Annotated in this window: 20 protein-coding genes; 9 read left to right on the plus strand and 11 right to left on the minus strand. The window is 47.9% G+C overall.

Annotation, left to right across the window (positions count from 1 at the left end; genetic code table 11):
- Positions 1–493 precede the first annotated feature (493 nt).
- Both C5O19_RS10085 and C5O19_RS10090 read left to right on the plus strand, forming a co-directional pair.
- Complete coding sequence (locus C5O19_RS10085) at positions 494–1,219, plus strand: BclA C-terminal domain-containing protein (RefSeq protein ID WP_104711813.1); 726 nt, start codon at positions 494–496, stop codon at positions 1,217–1,219.
- A gap of 596 nt (positions 1,220–1,815) precedes the next feature.
- A complete protein-coding gene (locus tag C5O19_RS10090; protein ID WP_104711815.1) occupies positions 1,816–2,085 on the plus strand; it encodes a hypothetical protein in 270 nt (89 codons plus the stop codon).
- On the opposite strand, the gene C5O19_RS10095 is transcribed toward C5O19_RS10090, so the two are convergent.
- A complete protein-coding gene (locus tag C5O19_RS10095; protein ID WP_104711817.1) occupies positions 2,082–2,984 on the minus strand; it encodes a histone deacetylase family protein in 903 nt (300 codons plus the stop codon). The two genes, C5O19_RS10090 and C5O19_RS10095, sit on opposite strands and share 4 nt — an antisense overlap.
- Positions 2,985–3,084: 100 nt before the next feature.
- On the opposite strand from C5O19_RS10095, the gene C5O19_RS10100 reads away from it, so the two are divergent.
- The 5 genes from C5O19_RS10100 (at position 3,085) to C5O19_RS10120 (ending at position 6,459) form a co-directional block, all read left to right on the plus strand.
- Positions 3,085–3,597, plus strand: coding sequence for a fasciclin domain-containing protein (locus tag C5O19_RS10100; RefSeq protein WP_104711819.1), 513 nt, complete (start codon positions 3,085–3,087; stop codon positions 3,595–3,597).
- Between the two features lie 136 nt (positions 3,598–3,733).
- On the plus strand, positions 3,734–4,285 hold the full coding sequence (locus C5O19_RS10105) for a DUF4494 domain-containing protein (RefSeq protein WP_104711821.1): 552 nt from the start codon (positions 3,734–3,736) through the stop codon (positions 4,283–4,285).
- Between the two features lie 57 nt (positions 4,286–4,342).
- Positions 4,343–4,903, plus strand: coding sequence for a fasciclin domain-containing protein (locus C5O19_RS10110; RefSeq protein WP_104711822.1), 561 nt, complete (start codon positions 4,343–4,345; stop codon positions 4,901–4,903).
- 51 nt (positions 4,904–4,954) lie between these two features.
- Complete coding sequence (locus tag C5O19_RS10115) at positions 4,955–5,797, plus strand: bifunctional transcriptional activator/DNA repair enzyme AdaA (RefSeq protein ID WP_104711824.1); 843 nt, start codon at positions 4,955–4,957, stop codon at positions 5,795–5,797.
- Positions 5,798–5,901: 104 nt separating this feature from the next.
- Positions 5,902–6,459, plus strand: coding sequence for a fasciclin domain-containing protein (locus tag C5O19_RS10120; protein WP_104711826.1), 558 nt, complete (start codon positions 5,902–5,904; stop codon positions 6,457–6,459).
- A gap of 71 nt (positions 6,460–6,530) precedes the next feature.
- Here the strand turns inward: C5O19_RS10120 and C5O19_RS10125 are convergent, their stop codons facing one another.
- The 3 genes from C5O19_RS10125 to C5O19_RS10135 form a co-directional block, all read right to left on the minus strand.
- Positions 6,531–6,998, minus strand: coding sequence for a GNAT family N-acetyltransferase (locus tag C5O19_RS10125; protein WP_104711828.1), 468 nt, complete (start codon positions 6,996–6,998; stop codon positions 6,531–6,533).
- A gap of 125 nt (positions 6,999–7,123) precedes the next feature.
- Positions 7,124–9,049, minus strand: coding sequence for a molecular chaperone DnaK (dnaK, locus tag C5O19_RS10130; protein WP_104711830.1), 1,926 nt, complete (start codon positions 9,047–9,049; stop codon positions 7,124–7,126).
- A gap of 179 nt (positions 9,050–9,228) precedes the next feature.
- Positions 9,229–9,807 carry a hypothetical protein gene (locus C5O19_RS10135; RefSeq protein WP_104711832.1) on the minus strand — a complete coding sequence of 193 codons (579 nt, stop codon included), beginning with the start codon at positions 9,805–9,807 and terminating at the stop codon, positions 9,229–9,231.
- Between the two features lie 165 nt (positions 9,808–9,972).
- Between C5O19_RS10135 and C5O19_RS10140 the strand changes: the two genes are divergently transcribed.
- Positions 9,973–10,395, plus strand: coding sequence for a nuclease A inhibitor family protein (locus tag C5O19_RS10140; RefSeq protein WP_102199991.1), 423 nt, complete (start codon positions 9,973–9,975; stop codon positions 10,393–10,395).
- Between the two features lie 155 nt (positions 10,396–10,550).
- Here C5O19_RS10140 and rplT read toward each other — a convergent pair whose 3' ends face one another.
- From rplT to C5O19_RS10175, 7 genes are all read right to left on the minus strand, one after another.
- Entirely contained in the window at positions 10,551–10,895 is a 345-nt protein-coding gene (gene rplT, locus C5O19_RS10145; protein ID WP_094817007.1) for a 50S ribosomal protein L20, read from the minus strand.
- A gap of 163 nt (positions 10,896–11,058) precedes the next feature.
- Positions 11,059–11,253 (minus strand): 50S ribosomal protein L35, encoded by a 195-nt coding sequence (gene rpmI, locus C5O19_RS10150; protein WP_094817006.1) that lies wholly within the window; start codon positions 11,251–11,253, stop codon positions 11,059–11,061.
- Between the two features lie 208 nt (positions 11,254–11,461).
- Positions 11,462–12,022, minus strand: coding sequence for a translation initiation factor IF-3 (gene infC / locus C5O19_RS10155; protein ID WP_094817005.1), 561 nt, complete (start codon positions 12,020–12,022; stop codon positions 11,462–11,464).
- Between the two features lie 163 nt (positions 12,023–12,185).
- Complete coding sequence (gene thrS / locus C5O19_RS10160) at positions 12,186–14,135, minus strand: threonine--tRNA ligase (RefSeq protein ID WP_104711834.1); 1,950 nt, start codon at positions 14,133–14,135, stop codon at positions 12,186–12,188.
- Positions 14,136–14,332: 197 nt separating this feature from the next.
- Positions 14,333–15,463 carry a tetratricopeptide repeat protein gene (locus C5O19_RS10165; RefSeq protein WP_104711836.1) on the minus strand — a complete coding sequence of 377 codons (1,131 nt, stop codon included), beginning with the start codon at positions 15,461–15,463 and terminating at the stop codon, positions 14,333–14,335.
- Positions 15,464–15,543: 80 nt separating this feature from the next.
- Positions 15,544–15,924, minus strand: a complete 381-nt coding sequence (locus C5O19_RS10170; RefSeq protein WP_104711838.1) for a hypothetical protein — start codon at positions 15,922–15,924, stop codon at positions 15,544–15,546.
- Positions 15,925–15,944: 20 nt separating this feature from the next.
- Entirely contained in the window at positions 15,945–16,310 is a 366-nt protein-coding gene (locus tag C5O19_RS10175) for a hypothetical protein (protein ID WP_104711840.1), read from the minus strand.
- A 173-nt stretch (positions 16,311–16,483) separates the two neighbouring features.
- Here C5O19_RS10175 and C5O19_RS10180 point away from each other — a divergent pair, with 173 nt between their 5' ends.
- Positions 16,484–18,982, plus strand: coding sequence for a M14 metallopeptidase family protein (locus C5O19_RS10180; RefSeq protein WP_104711842.1), 2,499 nt, complete (start codon positions 16,484–16,486; stop codon positions 18,980–18,982).
- Positions 18,983–19,028: the final 46 nt, after the last annotated feature.

The raw sequence follows: 19,028 nt of genomic DNA on the forward strand, positions 1-19,028 counted from the left end.
AATGTGCGGAAGGCCTTCGTAGCCCCTTCGCTGGTTGCAGGATTCCTGTCTGTTTACCTCTTCTTTATACTGGAGTACACCAAAAAAATCAACGCTTGACGTAAATCAAAACTTAACGTATATTCGAGTCATAAGCAGCTAGTTGTCCGCCCATTGAAATTTATGCCCGTACTGTTATCTTTAGGTTGGCAGATATACAATTAACCCAGGAACCTATTTCGTACACCTTTACTTAACCGCCCTTATGCTTTTACTAGTTGCCTTTCTGGCTTTAGCTCCCCTATTGCTACTAAATCAGATCAAAATCGACTCTCTTTCTTTCAGAGAAGCTATTATCGTTGGGCTTTGATTTTGCAGCATACTTTTCCTCCGTGAGCCAACCTTCATTTCTCAGGGATTTCAATGGATTGCAGCGATAAAAATTACTGCTTGAATCACTGATTTCGCCTGAAGATGAGGGCGATGCTTTACCAACTATTAACCCAGTCCGATCATGAAACACTTATTTACCTTCCTCTTCTTTTGTTTTACCCTTTATACATCCTCCGCTCAGGTGGGCATTGGTACGTCCACACCAGACCCCGCAGCAGCGTTGGATATTACCGCCACCGATAAAGGCTTGCTTATACCAAGGGTAACGCGGGCTAATCGACCGGGTAGTGCGGGCATGGTAGCTCCTACTCCTGGCTTGATGATCTATCAAACGGACAGCGATCCTGGATTTTATGTATATGACGGGACGAGCTGGGACAAGATGGTCAAGAAATCAGATCAACCCGGAGCTACGTTCTTTCAGGGGATTCGTAAAATGCCAGCCGATTTTAATACCTATCCACTATCTGGCCGCTTGGTTTCCTTTACTCCCATTACCTATGATACACTAGCTATATCACCAGATATTTTGATCAACGCAGCTCAAAGTCAGGTAACGCTTACAAAGGCGGGCACCTATCTAATAAAGTATCAGGTCAATCCTATCTCTGCGACCAACCCATATTTTAGTGCTGCTATCAGGGTTAATTTCAAAGCGATTTGGGGCACTTGGAACAGTGACTATACTTCTAATAGTCCAAAACTAAGTGGAGAGCTTATTGCTAAAGTGGAGGCCAATTCTACGGTAGATGTTGTTTTAAATAATGGCAGTTCAACCATAAATGTGATACAATTTCAACGCAATAATAGTCTAGGAGCCTCGCTCACCATAATACGGCTGAATTAACAGTAACCTATGATCCATCTCGAAGCATTCATCGCCCATTACATCCACATCAAAGACTTGATATTCGAGTTTGCCGTGGATCAGTCCAGCTTCACGCTACGCCTCGGCGATGCTTTGACGAAGAAGTAAATGGGGTGTAGAAAAGCGATGGGTCTTAAACCCATTAGGATTGGGAAAATAGTAAGGCTTGCGTTACATCTTTACCTGATCGAAAATTAGTACGAACGCAGCTTTTGTCGAAACATCGACGTCTCCATTCTGGCTTTACTGCAACAATCTACTCACAATCAGCTTACATTAATGGTACTTAGAGTAGGTCCGGAAGACCTACTCTAAGTATTTTACAACAACACGATAATGCATCTTTTCCAGTAATCCATTACTTTTGACCCGCTTATGCTTTCACTTCACCGTACAAGGGTGAACGGTCTTTGCCGGTTGGGACCTGAAGAAAGTACGAAGTGAAAGGATGCAGAGCTACTCTGGCAGCAATAGCCTTGCCCTGGTCCGCATTCCTAGCCCCATACGATTTATATTTTTATAAAGCACAGATTTTCAGTTCGTTCTATTTGCACGACTGTATAAACTATGTAAGTATGGCATTTTATTTGAATGGACTTAGATACCGCCCCCGGCCGGCCAAACGGACTTCTGCCGGCATTCTCTCTGGACTACTCCTGCTTTCCATTTTAGGCAATCTCGTACAGTGGACTTCCCAAAAGGCTATACGTACGCAGTTAAACAATGCCATCGTTAGCAATGATTCGACGCTGGCGGCCAAACACGAAACCGAAAAACGGCTGCTTCGGATGGAAGAGGAACTGAACCAGCAAAAGACCTTACGACTTATTTCGGAAAAACGTTAAAAGTACATCTCTTCCGCCAGTCGGAACGTGTTGCAATGAGCTTCGACAATGTCGGCGAGCCGATGCGAGTAGCCCCCGCCCATGACCACCACGAGCGGCAAACGGTAGCATTGAGCCTGTTCGAACACAAACTGGTCGCGACGGCGGCAGCCTTCTTTAGTCATCTTCAGCTTGCCGAGCTTGTCCGTTTCCAGCACGTCCACGCCCGCGATAAAAAAGAGAAAATCGGGTTTTTCTCGTTCCAGTAAGCCGGGCAGCGTTTCGTAGAGTTGCTGCAAATATGGTTCATCGGTTAGGTAAGAGGGCAATTCGATGTCCAGGTCCGACTTCTCCTTATGTAGCGGATAGTTGTCCTTCCCGTGCATCGAAAAGGTAAACACACGGGGTTCGTTTTCGAAAATGCAGGCGGTTCCATTCCCCTGGTGCACGTCCAGATCGATCACCAGAATTTTCTTCCGCTGTCCTTCATCCAGTAAATAATTTGCGGCAATGGCTACGTCATTGAGGATACAAAATCCTTCGCCTTTGTCCGCGTAGGCGTGGTGCGTACCGCCGGCAATGTTCATGGCCACGCCGTATTGCTGAGCGTACCGGCAGCAGTCGATCGTCCCCTGAGCAATGACGATTTCCCGGTGAACCAGAGCCTCCGTTAAGGGAAATCCAATCCGCCGTACCATTTTATCGGATAAACGGAGGTTCCATAGATCATCCCAGTACGTTGGCGTATGCGTTCGAAGAATCCAGTGCGGATCGAGGGGCTGCGGTTGAAAAAAGGAATCCTCCCGAACGACGCCTTCCCGCAACAGTTGTTGGGGAATGAGTTCGTATTTTTCCATGGGAAAGCGGTGTCCTTCGGGAAGCGAATAGCAGTATTCGGCAGTGTAAGCAATTTTTAACATAGGGATTGAGTTGCCCCTGGCCCGCTACCATTTTCATTCCAGCGGCCCAAGTGGCCTTATTTTTTTAGGCTATTGCGGATATTCAACCAACGTATAGCTTATGAAAACGCTACTGTTTGTATTCGCTCTGGGTATTACGGCCAGCTACGCTCAAACTTCCGTCAACGATTCTCGTAAGGATCTGATCGCAAACTTGAGCAGTACGGCCGATTACGCCACGTTCACCAACGCTCTCAATCAGAGCGGTTTGTCACAAACGTTACGTGCCAACGGTCCTTTTACCATATTCGCACCTACGGACAAGGCTTTCGCAAAGGTCCCTTCGCTGGATGAACTCATGAAAAGCGAAAATAAACCCAAGTTGATCAAGTTACTCTCCAACCACGTCCTGACGGGAAAGTATACCGCTCAATCGATTCGTGAAGCCATTGAAAAAGGCCAGGGCAAAGCCACATTCAAAACCCTGGGTGGCGGCACCCTGACGGCAGCTTTATCAGAAAACGCCCTATTGATTACCGACGAAGCCGGGAGCACCTCCCGCGTGATCATGCCCGACCAGAATTCCGATAATGGCATTATTCACATTGTAGATACGGTTGATCAGACGAAGTAGGCATTTGTTTTCATACTAGTTTGTCACTACATTTTCGAAGGGTCGATGGAAGAGAATTTCTTTCGTCGATCCTTCGTTGCATATAGGAGTGATCTTGTAAATTGCTCCATCATCCGTTTACACTTTATATTTTTACATGGCTACGTGGTTTTTAGGAAAGATCCGATTTACAAAGGAAATTGATGCAGGGAAGTTTCAAACCGTTACGGAGGCGTATTTGCTCGACGCCGTATCGTTTACAGATGCCGAAGCCCGCTTGTATGATTTATTAGGTGACAACGCTCCCGACTTTCGGGTAACCAGCCTGTCGCCCATGAAAGTTCAGGAAGTTTTTCATGTGGAAGGCCCTGAATTAAAGTGGTTCAAAATCAAAATTCTGATTACGACTTTTGACGAAAAAGCGAAGAAAGAAAAGAAGTCCTCGGCCTCCTTTCTCATCAACGCCGACTCCATTAAACAGGCCTACGATCGGGTGGAAGATGCCTTGGGTCGCGTAGAAGATTACGAAATTACGGACGTGTCCCTTACGCCCATTCTTGAAGTGGTTCCCTACGACGTGGACAACCAGAAGATGGATCAGTTGCGTCCGTTATCGGAGGCAGTGGCGGCGTTTGAAAATGATTCGAACCCCGCCTCAAAGCATTCACCCGAACAACCTTTTGAACGGGTCGAACCAGCGGCAGAGTAACCCCGGAATCCGGCAGGTATTCACTCCGGCCGGATTCTTATTCCTAATATCCCCATCATGAAAAAAATCTGCTTTGCTTTACTCACTCTCTGGGTTACCGGCTGCGTAAGTAGCCAGGGCCCCAGCCGTACCTCTACCCCATCTCAACCGACTTCTCCTGCGGCTCCGGCCAGCGGCGGACGCGTGAATATCGCCCAGCATGCCGCCCGTTCGCAGGAACACAGTATTCTTACCAAGGCTCTCAAAGAGACTGGATTTGTAAACACCCTACAGAACTCTGGACCGTTTACGGTCTTTGCTCCCACGGACTCCGCCTTTCACAAGTCGCCGGAAGCTACTGCCCTGCTGCAACCCGATCAGATGAACCGCCTGCGAAAAGTGCTGGCCTATCACATCGTTACAGGCGTTTGGCAAACCAAAAACTTTCAGGAAGCTTTAGACCGGGGTATTCAACGCGTGGAATTGCGAACCCTCGCGGGCGAATACATCTACGTATCCAAGAACGGCGACCAGTGGTTGGTAACGGATAAAACCGGCCATCAGGCCAAGCTTGAAACCACGGACTATGCCGTTAGTAACGGAATCGTACACGTAACTGACGCCGTACTTTGGCCCTAAGTCCGCAAGTTTCGGGTTACGGGACTGCAATGAAGCCGGTATTTTTGGTTCATGAACGACTATCAACGTATTGAAAAAGCGATTCAGTACCTGAATACGCACTTCCAGCAACAGCCTTCCCTGGACGCGGTGGCTGAGCATGTCCACCTGAGCCCGTACCATTTTCAACGCTTGTTTAAAGACTGGGCGGGAGTGAGTCCCAAGAAGTTCTTGCAGTACATCAGCCTCGAACACGCCAAGAGCTTACTGGCTCAGGGACACTCCCTGGCCGATACCAGTTTCGAAACCGGCCTTTCCAGTACCAGCCGTCTGCATGATTTATTCGTTACCATCGAAGGTATGACACCCGGCGAATACAAAAACGGCGGGCAGTACCTGCAGATTCAGTACAGCTTTGGCTCTACGCCCTTCGGACCGATTTGCATGGCTTCCACCGAAAAAGGCGTCTGCCATGTGGCGTTTATTACCAGTGAGGACGAAGGAAGAACTACCCTACAGCTCCGCTTTCCCCAAGCTCAGCTGCAGCTTCTACCTACTGACTTTCATCGGGCCGTGTTGCTGCGGTTTGAAGCTTCGCCTACGAATTTACCCCAGTTGAAGTTACATCTGAAGGGTACGGATTTCCAGCTTAAAGTGTGGCAGGCTCTTTTACAGATTCCACCGGGACGACTGAGTACCTATGCGGGTATTTCGCAGGCCATTGAGCAGCCTTCGGCCTGTCGGGCCGTAGGAACGGCGATTGGGCAAAATCCGATTGCGTACCTCATTCCCTGTCACCGCGTCATTCGTTCTACAGGTCTGATTGGTGATTACCACTGGGGAGCGAGTCGAAAAGCGGCTTTGATCGGCTGGGAATCAGCCCATATCTTAGGGGAACCAGAGAATGTTTGTTAGTAATTTTTAACACGACATTTATGGCATCGCATCGATAAATACCTAAACTTGCACTAGAATCAACGAAACCCATAACAACGATCACCCCTTAAAAATATAGAAATATGAAAGCGATTCTTTTGTCAGTCTTAGCCGCTGGTTTGCTTACCGCCACGCAGACCTTCGCTCAGCAAACAGCTCCCGTAGATGCGGCTAAAAAAGGTCAAATTATCATGAGTGCCCAGAAAATGATTGTGGAAAATGCCGTTCAATCACCGGGCTTAAAGACTTTTACCGCCGCTTTGAAACAGACCGGCGTTAGCAATACCCTATCTTCCAGCGGTCCCTTCACGGTTTTTGCTCCTACCGACTCGGCGTTTTCTGCCGTTCCTGACGCGGCTCAATTCGTTTCGGCTGGTAACGTGACGACCTTACGTAAAACCTTGCTTCATCACGTCGTAACCGGCAAGTGGACGGCTAACGACCTCCAAAACGCCGTGAATAAGGGCAAAGGGAAAACCGTACTCCGCACCTTAACGGGTCAGAACCTGACGGTAACAAAATCAGGCGATCAGTTTGTAGTAGCCGATGAAAAAGGCCATCAGGCAGTCGTCGAATTCCCTGATCAGGCTCAGAAAAATGGTGTAGTACACGTGATTAGTGCCGTACTCATGCCGAAATAATTATTGCGTTTTACCTAATACAAAAAGCCTTCTCTGATTACTCAGAGAAGGCTTTTTGTTACAAACGTCCGTCAGATTTCTTTGATGAACACGACCCGATCCTGTCCCTCTCCCGCGTAATTTTTAACGACGGGTACATCATAATCGCCTAGCTCACCGATCATTTTCATTCCCATTTTATGTTGGTGGAAGGCAATTGATTTCGTATTCTCCGGCGTTGTAATGGCTCTTACATGCGTACGGCCTTTCGCCTGGCAATAGTTGATAAAATGCTGGTACAGGAGCGTACCAAGCCCTTTTTTCTGGTGACTTTCGCGAATCCCAACGAGATGGACGTATCCTGACTGATCCGTCTGGGAGAGAAAACCGAAGAGATACGCTACGGGTTTTTGTTCTTCCCGAATGACAAAAGCTGTATTCCCAAATTCGTGAATGTAAATGGGATGATGGAAAGATAGCGTACGTTCGCTTCCCCAAAACGCAACGATGTCCCGAATGATGATAAAATAGTCGTCGAGCGTACAGTTTTCGATAAGCATAGTTGAGTGGTTAACAGTGGAAGAAAGATTGGGGCATACCTAGAAACAGATACCGTGGCAAATAAAAAGTCCCTAACCAATTTCGCAATTGATTAGGGACTTTTACTATACGTATTCAGAAAGAATTACTTCACTTCTTCGAAGTTCACATCCTGAACATCTTTATCGTTACCAGCAGAACCGCCAGCTTGACCTTCGGTAGCATCACCACCGGGGTAACCATTCGGCTGAGCACCACCACCGGCATTAGCGGCATTGTACATTTCAGTAGAAGCGGCCGCCCAGGCATTGTTCAGTTGTTCGGAAGCAGCATCGATAGCCGCAACGTCCTGGCTTTGGTGAGCCGTCCGCAGAGCAGCAACGGCCGTTTCGATGGCTGATTTATTGCCTTCTGACAATTTATCACCGTATTCTTTCAGTTGACGTTCCGTTTGGAAAATCAGTGAATCGGCCTGGTTCAGCTTCTCGATTTTTTCACGTTCAGCCTTATCGTTGGCTTCGTTCGCTTTGGCTTCGTCACGCATTCGTTGGATTTCGGCGTCGCTCAAACCGCTGGAAGCTTCGATCCGAATCTTCTGCTCTTTGTTTGTAGCCTTATCTTTGGCTGATACGTTCAGGATACCATTCGCATCCACGTCGAAAGTTACCTCGATTTGAGGAATACCACGGGGTGCGGGCGGAATATCGCTCAGGTGGAAACGACCCAGGGTACGGTTTTGACCGGCCATCGGACGCTCGCCCTGCAATACGTGGATTTCAACCGAAGGCTGATTATCCGACGCCGTTGAGAACGTTTCAGATTTTTTTGTAGGAATCGTGGTGTTCGCATCGATCAGTTTCGTGAACACACCACCCATGGTTTCGATACCCAGTGACAAAGGAATAACGTCCAGCAGCAGTACGTCTTTCACTTCACCCGTCAATACGCCCCCTTGTACGGCAGCACCAATGGCTACGGCTTCATCAGGGTTGATATTTTTCGAAGGTTTCTTACCGAAGAATTTCTCTACTTCTTCCTGTACTTTCGGAATACGCGTCGAACCACCTACCAGAATCACTTCGTCGATTTCGGAAGTGCTGATGTTGGCGTTCTTCATCGCTTTACGAACGGGTTCCATCATCCGTACGAACAGGCTATCAGCCAATTGTTCGAACTTCGCCCGCGTCAGCGTACGCACCAAGTGCTTGGGCATACCGTTTACCGGGAAGATATACGGCAGGTTGATTTCCGTCTGGCTGGAAGAAGAAAGTTCTACTTTCGCTTTTTCAGCGGCTTCTTTCAGACGTTGCAGAGCCATCGGATCCTGACGCAGGTCTACACCTTCGTCTGCTTTGAATTCATTGGCCAGCCAGTCGATGATCACTTGGTCAAAGTCATCACCACCTAAGTGCGTATCACCGTCGGTTGACTTTACTTCGAATACGCCATCACCCAGTTCCAGAATCGAAATATCGAACGTACCGCCACCTAAGTCAAACACGGCAATTTTCATGTCATGTTTTTTGTCCAAACCAAAGGCCAGAGCAGCAGCCGTAGGCTCGTTGATAATCCGTTTTACGTCCAGACCAGCGATTTGTCCGGCTTCTTTCGTAGCCTGACGCTCGGCATCGTTGAAGTACGCAGGTACCGTAATAACAGCTTCCGTTACGGTTTGTCCCAGGTAATCTTCAGCCGTCTGCTTCATTTTCGTCAGAATCTGAGCTGAAATTTCCTGAGGCGTATACAGACGGTCACCAATCCGTACACGAGGAGTATTGTTAGGGCCTTGTTCTACGACATACGAAATGGTTTTCATTTCGTTTTGTACTTCCGTAAAACGTTTACCCATGAAACGCTTGATTGACTGAATAGTATTCGTAGGGTTCGTAATAGCCTGACGTTTGGCAGGATCTCCCACTTTACGCTCGCCATTACCATTATCCATAAAGGCTACGACTGAAGGAGTCGTACGACGTCCTTCGCTGTTTGGGATAACAACGGGCTCGTTACCTTCCATTACAGCAACGCAGGAGTTTGTCGTGCCTAAGTCAATGCCAATGATTTTTCCCATGATAAAGTATTTGGTTTAATTTCTCGGTTATCGGTAGATGCTCTATTTATCTAAATCCCCGTGCCTATCGCTATTTTCTGTCTTAATTCTGACAGATTGACAGCATAAAAAAGGGCCCGCAGGGAAAAAATCTGCGGGCCTTTGACACAAACTTTACTCATCGCTGAGGTACTGACAGTTTATTTACCAAAAAGTCCGCCCAGCATACCGCCGAGTCCGCCTTCGTTGTTTTTGTCATTTTTATCGTTGGACGAGCCAAACAAGCTACCTCCAATATTCTTCAAATCATTCATATCAAGTTTACCGTCGGCCAAAGCCGCTCCTACCTGATTAAAGTTAAATCCACCCGTGTTGGCGTCCGTACCCGCCAGAAGTGATCCCATCATGGAATTAGCATCCACGGATGTATCGTTCGGATTGTTCAATTTTCCGATGATTGTACTCAAAACCATTGGCACGATGGCTCCAACAATGTTTTGAGCTACGGAACCACTGATTCCAAATTTGTCCATCAGACTCCCTATGGCATTTTGGGAAATTCCCGAAACAATGGGACTCTGCTGCACCGCCTGACGACCGGAGAATAATTCCATCAGGCCATTGATGTTTCCTTTGGCCGCTTCGCCCTGTAATCCCTGTACGATAGACGTAAAGATGGTCGTCTGAGCGGCTTCGTTCTGCTGTTCAGGAATAGCCGGATTGTTGACAATGGCTTCCTGTGAATTATTTTTGACGAGATTGAGGAGCTGATCTAACATAGTTGTTTATTAGTAAGAGTATGGTCGTTTTTACTTAGCAATAGTACTCTACTTTTTTGAAAAACAAAAATTACCTTTGCTGCATTACTTTGTAAAAAAGTTGAGCCTCCCTCCCTTAGTACGCTTATTTTTAATTCAATTTCGGACTTTTTCAACCTTACGATTATGGCTGCCCGACTGGCTTCCAATCTTTTGATCGAAAACCTGAAGCAGGAAGTAAATGGCCTGCTCTATACCAGCGAATCTGATGCTCCTTTTGAGGTAAACGCGTTGCCCGAATGGCAGGAAGAGACGCCTCCCGAGGCAGAAGCGTTCCGTACCTTGCTGGGACTAGAAGCGGATGTACCCGTGAAAATCCAAAAAATAGAATCGTTTTTCAGGCCTTTACTGAAGACCTATGATTGGTTCGGGGAAGAAGAAAATCAGACGGTAGAACGCTATCAGCAATTGAAAAGCTTCGTCGCTACCCAGTTGACGAAACCTCAGGTATACCGTGTGGGAGAAGTAGAAATCGATATTTACATCGTAGGGCAGTCCGTGGATGGCCCCTGGGTAAGTTTAAAAACCAAAGCTACGGAAACGGAATAAGGACCATTTTCAAGCCTGACGTGTAGTCATGAATTGCGGCTTTCTTTCTTGAAAAAGTGACATTTCGTCGTATTCGCTATAGGCTATTAAAACAAAAATCCTCCGGCAAGCCGGAGGATTTTCTATAGATCGAAACTTGATTTCTAATCTATGGCTCATTTCACGTGGTCAACCACAGCCTTGAACGCATCAGGATGGTTCATTGCCAGGTCAGCCAATACTTTACGGTTCAGTTCAACGCCTGAATTATGCAGTTTGCCAATGAATTGTGAGTAGCTCAAACCGTGCTGACGAGCACCGGCGTTGATACGAGCAATCCAAAGAGCACGGAAATTCCGTTTTTTCTGCTTACGATCGCGGTAAGCATAATTTAAACCACGTTCAACGGCATTTTTAGCTACCGTCCAAACGTTTTTACGACGGCCATAATAACCTTTGGCCAGTTTGAGCACCTTTTTGCGACGGGCCCGAGACGCTACGTGATTGACACTACGTGGCATGTTGTGTTAGTTTTTTGACGTTGGCGGAGGAGAGTTTTGAGTTCTGAGTTTAGGGTTCTGAGTTAAACTCGTAACACTAAACGCCAAACCCTAAACGCTGTTCTCGCTTAAAAAGCCATGAGTCGGGTTAAACAAGGAAACCTGTAATTGGTCCGAAGACGAACTACTTGGCAAGCAGAGCGATTACGCGAGCGTGATCTGACTCATGTACCAGCGTGCTCTTAACGAGGTTAGCCTTACGTTTGTTAGACTTCTTCGTCAGGATGTGGCTGTGGAAGGCGTGCTTCCGCTTGATTTGTCCGGTTCCAGTCAGCTTAAAACGCTTTTTGGAGCCCGAGTTTGATTTTTGCTTAGGCATAAACTGAACCTGTTAATAGATGAAAAAAGTACTCAAAGTGAAATGAACCGCAAAAGTAACAAAAAAAGCAATAATAGTTACGATTTAATTACGTTTTTTAAGCTATGTTCCTCGTTTTCAGGCCGTAAAATAACCCATGGAGTAGCATTCGTATGAATACTACTCCATGGGTTGGTACAGATTCGACTTTGCTAAAAAGCAGGTCGATTTATTTTTTCACTTTTGGAGCGATGATGATGTTCATCCGGCGACCTTCCAGACGAGCTTCTGATTCCAGTTTTCCGTGTTCTTCCAGATCCGACATGAATCGTTTCAAAAGATTGAAACCCTGATCTTTAAATACGATTTCCCGTCCGGAGAATTGTACGTAAGCTTTCACTTTCGAACCTTCTTTCAGGAAGTTTGTCGCGTGTTTTAATTTAAAGTCGTAATCATGATCATCCGTCGTAGGACTAAAGCGGATCTCTTTAATTACCACTTTAATTTGCTTGGATTTCAGCTCCTTCTGTTTTTTCTTCTGTTCGTATTTGAACTTCGAATAATCAACGATACGACATACTGGGGGATCTGCATTAGGAGAAATCTCCACTAAATCCAGAGCCTGTTGCTGAGCCATCTCCAGAGCCTGACGAATATCAACAATCCCCTGGTCCACGTTTTCGCCAACCAAGCGTACTTGCTGTACTCCGCGAATCAATTGATTAATGCGGTAGGGTTCTTCTTTCCTTACAGGAGGTCTGCGGTTCATACCGCCGGGGCGTAATGCCATACTTGTTAATTTGGTGATTTTTAAGTTTTCAGTGATTAATGTTTTCAGCAGAATGGAAGTAGACTGAAAACTCCTGATCCTGAACTGAAAACTGAGAAGAAGCCGTCACGAAAGCTTCCTTACGTAACGGCTTCGAAAAATACGTGCCTAAGATGAAGTATTTTTAAAATTTAAGCAAATTTTTATTGATTTCCTCCTTAGCCAAGGCAATAAACTGACCGATTGGCATACTGCCTAAGTCACCTTCGCCTTTTTTACGGACAGAAACGGTTCCTTCTGCCTGCTCTTTCTCACCTACAATGAGCATAAAGGGCGTTTTTGAAACCTCCGCATCACGGATTTTTTTGCCAATTTTTTCATCCCGGTGATCTACGTATCCCCGCAGATCATCTTCCTGAAGCATCAGGAAAATTTCGTTGGCGTAATCGGTGTATTTCTCCGAAATCGGCAATACAGCCAATTGCTCCGGTGACAGCCACAGCGGGAAGTTTCCAGCCGTACTTTCAATCAGAATAGCTACAAAACGCTCGAGCGAACCAAAAGGTGCCCGGTGGATCATCACGGGGCGGTACTTTTTATTATCCGCTCCGGTGTATTCGAGATCAAAACGTTCGGGCAGGTTATAATCTACCTGAATGGTACCCAACTGCCACTTCCGGCCCAGGGCATCTTTCACCATGAAATCTAGCTTGGGACCGTAGAAGGCCGCTTCACCGTATTCAATGACCGTATTCAGTCCTTTCGCTGCGGCGGAGCTGATGATGGCCTGTTCGGCCCGATCCCAGTTTTCTTCCGAACCGATGTACTTGGACCGGTCTTCCTGATCCCGTAATGAAATCTGAGCACTGTATTCGTTAAAGCCCAGAGCTTTGAACACGTACTGAACCAGATCAATTACTTTCATAAACTCTTCCTCGACCTGATCGGGACGGCAGAAAATGTGAGCATCGTCCTGCGTAAAGCCACGTACGCGGGTCAGTCCGTGCAACTCACCCGACTGCTCGTAGCGATAGACCGTACCGAATTCCGCAAAACGTACAGGCAGATCCCGATAACTGCGGGGCTTCGACCGATAGATTTCGCAGTGGTGCGGGCAGTTCATCGGTTTCAGCAGGAACTCCTCGTCTTCATCCGGGGTATGGATGGGCTGGAAGGAATCCTTACCGTATTTTTCGTAGTGACCGGAAGTCACGTAGAGTTGCTTGGAACCAATGTGCGGCGTTACGACCGGTAAATATCCCGCCCGAACCTGAGCCCGGCGAAGGAAATTTTCCAGCCGCTCGCGAAGGGCTGCACCTTTCGGCAACCACAGGGGCAAGCCCTGCCCTACCCGCTCGGAGAAGGTAAATAACTCCAGCTCCTTACCCAGCTTCCGGTGATCCCGCTTCTTGGCTTCTTCGAGCATGTGGAGGTATTCATCCAGCTCTTTCTGCTTGGGGAAGGTCACCCCGTAAATGCGGGTGAGCATTTTATTGTTTTCGTTGCCCCGCCAGTAGGCTCCGGCTACGTTAAGAATCTTGGCAGCTTTAATAAAACCGGTATCCGGAATGTGCGGGCCCCGGCACAGATCGGTGAAATTTCCCTGCGAATAGAAGGTAATCTTTCCATCTTCAAGGTCCTTCAGCAGATCCAGTTTGTACTCGTCGCCTTTTTCTTCAAAATAGGCAATGGCATCGGCTTTCGACATCGGTGTACGGGCATACACTTCTTTTTGCCGGGCCAGTTCGAGCATCTTGTCTTCTACTTTCTTGAAATCTTCCTGCGAGAACTTCTGATCGCCCAGATCAACGTCGTAGTAGAAACCGGTTTCAATGGCTGGACCAATCCCGAATTTCACGCCGGGATATAAGGCTTCCAGAGCTTCCGCCAGCAAGTGAGCCGACGAGTGCCAGAAGGTTGCTTTTCCGTCCGTGTCGTTCCAGGTCAGCAGTTTGACGGTTGAATCGTTTTCGATGGCACGACTAGCGTCCCATACTTCGCCGTTTACTTCGGCGGCTAATACATTACGGGCAAGGCCTTCGCTGATGCTACGGGCAATGTCCAGGCCGGAGACGCCCTTCGGAAACGTACGGATGCTTCCGTCCGGCAGGGTAATCTGGATTTGATTTTCCATGAATATTTGAAATAAGCGATTAAAAATCACGGAGATACAAAGTCCGTGAGAGCCTTACAGTTTCCAGTATACCGTTTGCTGTTTTCAGTAAACTGTGTCCAGCAAACGATTCTGTCAACGTGATATATAGTTACTTCTACTATGAAATCCGTTCATTGCATGCCCTAAACTAACAACCGTTCCCGATAAACGCACTACTAAATGGAATCGGCGGCGACGGTTCCCGTTTTGTCGGGTACAGTCAGGGCTGGTCGGTAGCGTTCGTCCTGCCGCAGCTCCGGGTAATTGCTGAGCTGTTTTCGTCGCGTCCGCCAGTACCCGCCTACCGCCTTTCGGTTACCCGGATTCTGCTGGGCTTCGGCTAGGTAATAATCCATGGCTTTGTCGTCGTTGCCTACTAATTCAAGACATTGAGCCATCAGAAAGTTCAATCCGGGGTAATTAGGATTAACCTTCTCGACTACCTGCAGGTGCTTAAGGGCGGCGGCCGCTTTTTCAACGTTGAACAAAAGAGACGCTACGTATAAGTTTGCCCCCGGATTATTCGGCTCCGTTTTAATGGCTTTCATAAACTCGGTGTACGAACTGTCCACTTGCGAAGTCTGCAGGAACGTCAGCCCCCGACGGTAATGCAAATCGGCATCGTTCGGATAAAAATGGAGCCCTTCCTGAGCAAATGCCAAAGCTTTGGGATACTCCTTTTTCTGGTAATAAATCCGAGATAGTTGCTGATACGCATCCAGAAAACCGGGCATAAGCGTACGGCTTCGCAGAAGCAATACCAGGGCTGAGGTGGTATCTCCTAATTTCGCGGCGATCATGCCACGATAGAAATACGCTTCGCCGTGGTAAGGGTTGATTTGCAGCGTACGGGCCAAGTACTGACGGGCTTTTCCCAACTGATACTTTTGCTGGTACAGATCAGCCAGCAGGACGAAAAGTTCGGGGGTACGTTCATTAAGAATTTCGGCCCGTTGAGCCGCGTACAGAGCCTCATCAATCTGCCGGCGTTGCCGCAAAATCTTCGCTTTGGTAACGTAATAACGACCCGTATTTCGTTTGAGTTCGATGGCCCGGTTGATGTCTTCCAGGGCGGCATCCAGCTCCGAACGCTGGAGGTAAATTTCCGCCCGTTTCTGGTAGTTGTCTGGAGCATCCGGGTACTGATGAATAACACGGGTCAGCAAATCCAGAGCTTTGGGCGTAGAAAAGCCTTCGTTCATATTCGGCAGCGGCGGAATACGTCCGCCCGCCTGCTCTTCCGAAGAACAGGCCATCATTCCCCCAAGTAAACCTAGAAACACAAAAACCAGAACCGAACGAATCATTCCCAAAGTCTAAAATCGCCGCAAAACTACGGAATTTAAAGTTCTGAGGATACCGATTCCAGAAAAGACCTGCGTATTCGTTAGGGGTTAGACGAAACAGCCTGGATTTTCTTACGAAAGAAAAACCGGTATTCGTACGCAGTTTTCGGCGATTGATATACAGCCTGCAAGTATTCCCAGCCTTGATCAATCATAAAATTTACTACTTCCATCGAAGAATTGAACCGTATGGCCTTACCCGTTTCAGGGTCTTCAATGGCCATTTTGCGGTCAGCCCACCTACTTTTCTGACCGTAATCCAATCGTAGCGTTAACGGATTTAAGGGAGCAGGTTCACTGATTTCAATACTGCAAATCGTACCTTCTTTGAGCTGATTAATATCGACACCATCGACAATCACTTGAGCCTGAGCGAACGAGGCTAGCAAACTAAAAACGAAGAGAAAGCGTACAACTAGCATAGGTCATAGAGTGAAAGGTTTCATTCCTTAAACTCGACGAGCCGAATGCTGGTATCTGCTTTAGAATTTTTAACAATTTCAGCCCGCTCTGCCCGCACCTCTTCTTTATTCGTACCCGTTCGTATTTCCGTATCAAACCATTGCTTTCCCGGTTTACGATGCCTGTGATAGGCGTTGATCTGAGCCGCAAAATCTTCCTGAGCGTTGCGGAGAAAACTCGCAGAAATGTACGTATCGGTAATACGAACGGTGGTCAAGTACACCAGGCGTGGCGTGCCCGGCGTTCGAATTTCATCATTTGTAGCCGTCAGAAAATAATAATAGGTCTCTGGTGGACGAACCAGCGTACCCATCACAAAAAACAGGCGGATTAGTAAATACTGCATACGTAATAAAAAATCAGTTGGCCCCCTTCAGATTTTCCTGAACGATTCAGGGCCGGACTTGATCGACGATAATCCCAAACCAGTGCGTTTGATTTTATCTTTTGTCGATCTGCGATCCGAGTAGGAGAAAATTCGCCTAATTTTGAAGTTTCCGGATAATACACAACATTGGCATGAAAAAAGTTTCCCTTTTCTTTCTCCTAACCCTCTTTGCGTACCAAGCTCTGGCTCAGAAGACTCCCAAAGAATTTTTAGGCTATGAACCTGGTACCATTCGCTGTACCCCCCACTACCGGGTTCTGGATTATTTTGAGTACCTGGCTCAGCAATTTCCCAAGCAGGTTAAACTTCAGCAGTACGGCACCACGTATGAAAACCGTCCTTTGATGGTGGCCATCATCGCGTCTGAAGAAAATTTCCCCCAACTTGAAACCATCCGTAACAATCACCTCAAGTCGATTGGCTTACTGGAAGGTTCCGCTTCCGGAAAATCGGTACCGGTTTCCTGGATGAGTTATAACATTCATGGCAACGAAAACGTATCGTCGGAAGCCGCCATGATCGTGGCGTATAACTTATTGAAAGGCGATAATACGGCCGTTCTCAAAAACACGGTTGTGATCATCGATCCCTGCGTGAACCCCGATGGCTACGATCGCTACGTAAACGGGTACAACCAGCGTTTGGGTAACGTTGCCAATGCCTACGCCGGTGCCTGGGAGCACTCGGAGCCTTGGCCGGGCGGACGGATGAACCACTACATGTTTGATCTGAACCGCGACTGGGCCTGGATGGTACAGAAAGAAAGTCAGGCTCGCAATACGATTTATCAGCAATGGATGCCGCACGTATTCGCCGATTTCCACGAGCAGGGTATCAACTCTCCCTACTTCTTTACACCACCAGCCAAACCCATACACCAGGACGTTACCGCCTGGCAACGGGAATTTCAGACCATCATCGGTGATTACAACCGGAAAACCTTTGATAAAAACGGCTGGCTGTACTTTACCCGCGAGAACTTTGACCTGTTCTACCCTAGCTACGGCGATACGTACCCGACTTTCAACGGGGCCATTGGTATGACCTTCGAACAGGCCGGAAACGGCCGGGCGGGTCTGGCTATTCAAAAGGAAGACGGTGATACGCTGACGCTTCACGAACGCATCAGCCACCACGTAGCGGCCAGCAAGGCGACGATGGAAGCTCTTTCAGCCAATGCGGATAAAGCGGCGTCGGAGTTTATTAAGTTCTTTACTAATGCCAAAAATAACCCAACTGGAACGTACAAGTCTTACGTCATCAAAACCAAAGGCAGCGAAGGAAACGCCCGGGCATTCACAGCGTACCTTAAACGCATGGGTTTCCAGTACGGTTACGCGGACAAGTCTGCCAACTTCTCGGGAGCCTACAGTTTTGCGGATGACAAATCAGCCTCTGCTTCCGTGGAAGCCGGTGATATTGTGATTAGTACCGCTCAGCCCCGTTCGACCTTCCTGAAAATTCTGATGGAGCCGAAAACGACGCTGGAAGATTCTGTTACCTACGATATCACGTCCTGGGCACTTCCCTACGCCTACGGTCTGAAAGCGTTTGCTCTGAAAGAAAAAGTGCCGTTTACAACCACCGCTCCGGCAGCTACTACGCCAGCGGCCATTACGACGAAACCCTACGCGTATCTGCTTCGCTGGAAATCGCAGGAAGATGCTCATTTGCTGGCTCATTTGTTCCGGAAAAACGTTCGGGCCCGGGTAGCTACGAAGGCGTTTGAGGTAGAAGGTCAGAAATACGACATCGGTACGGTCATTCTGACGCGGGGTGAAAACGCCAGACTGGGTGACGCGTTTGATACGATTTTACAACAGGAAGCCAAAGAAATGCCGGGCAGCCTGATTCCCGTGGCTACGGGTTACGTAACGAACGGTCCGGATTTGGGCTCGAATTACGTAGCACAGATGAAGGCTCCTAAAGTAGCGATTCTGACGGGCGAAGGCACCTCTCCCTACGCCGTAGGCGAAGTTTGGCATTACTTTGATCAGCAGCTGCACTACCCCGCTACGATGATTCACACGAACGATTTTGCGAGTGCCAAGCTGGCTGATTTCGACGTACTGATTCTGGCGAATGGTAATTACGGACGGGTGCTCAACGAATCCGGTCTGACCAAGTTGAAAAGCTGGGTACAGGCGGGTGGTAAACTGATTGCTCTGGAAGGTGCCGTTGGATCACTGGCGGGCAAGGATGGTTTCGAAATCACGAAAAAAGAGGAAAAGGACGAGAAAGGAAAAGCGGCCAACGACCTGAAAGTATTCGGTAACCGCGAACGCGAATCCGTATCGACTGACACGCCGGGAGCGATTTACAAATTCAACCTTGACACCACGCACCCGCTGGCGTATGGGTTGACGAATCCTTACCACGGGCTGGTACTTTCGACGAGTGAATATGGATTCCTGAAGAACGGCTGGAATGTAGGGTATTTGCAGAAAAACCCGGCCGTTGCTGGTTTCGTAGGCTTTGAAGCGAAAAAGAAACTGGAAAATACGCTGATGTTCGGTACGCAGGATTTAGGTCGTGGTCAGGTGGTTTACCTGGTCAACAATCCCCTTTTCCGTGGGTTCTGGCATCAGGGTAAGCTAGTATTTGCGAACGCCGTATTCATGGTGAACTAAGCAGTACCTGCTTTCGATGCAAACAAAAATCCCGGAGCCTGATCGT

The sequence above is a fragment of the Siphonobacter curvatus genome, from assembly GCF_002943425.1.
GTDB classification, from domain to species: Bacteria; Bacteroidota; Bacteroidia; order Cytophagales; family Spirosomataceae; genus Siphonobacter; species Siphonobacter curvatus.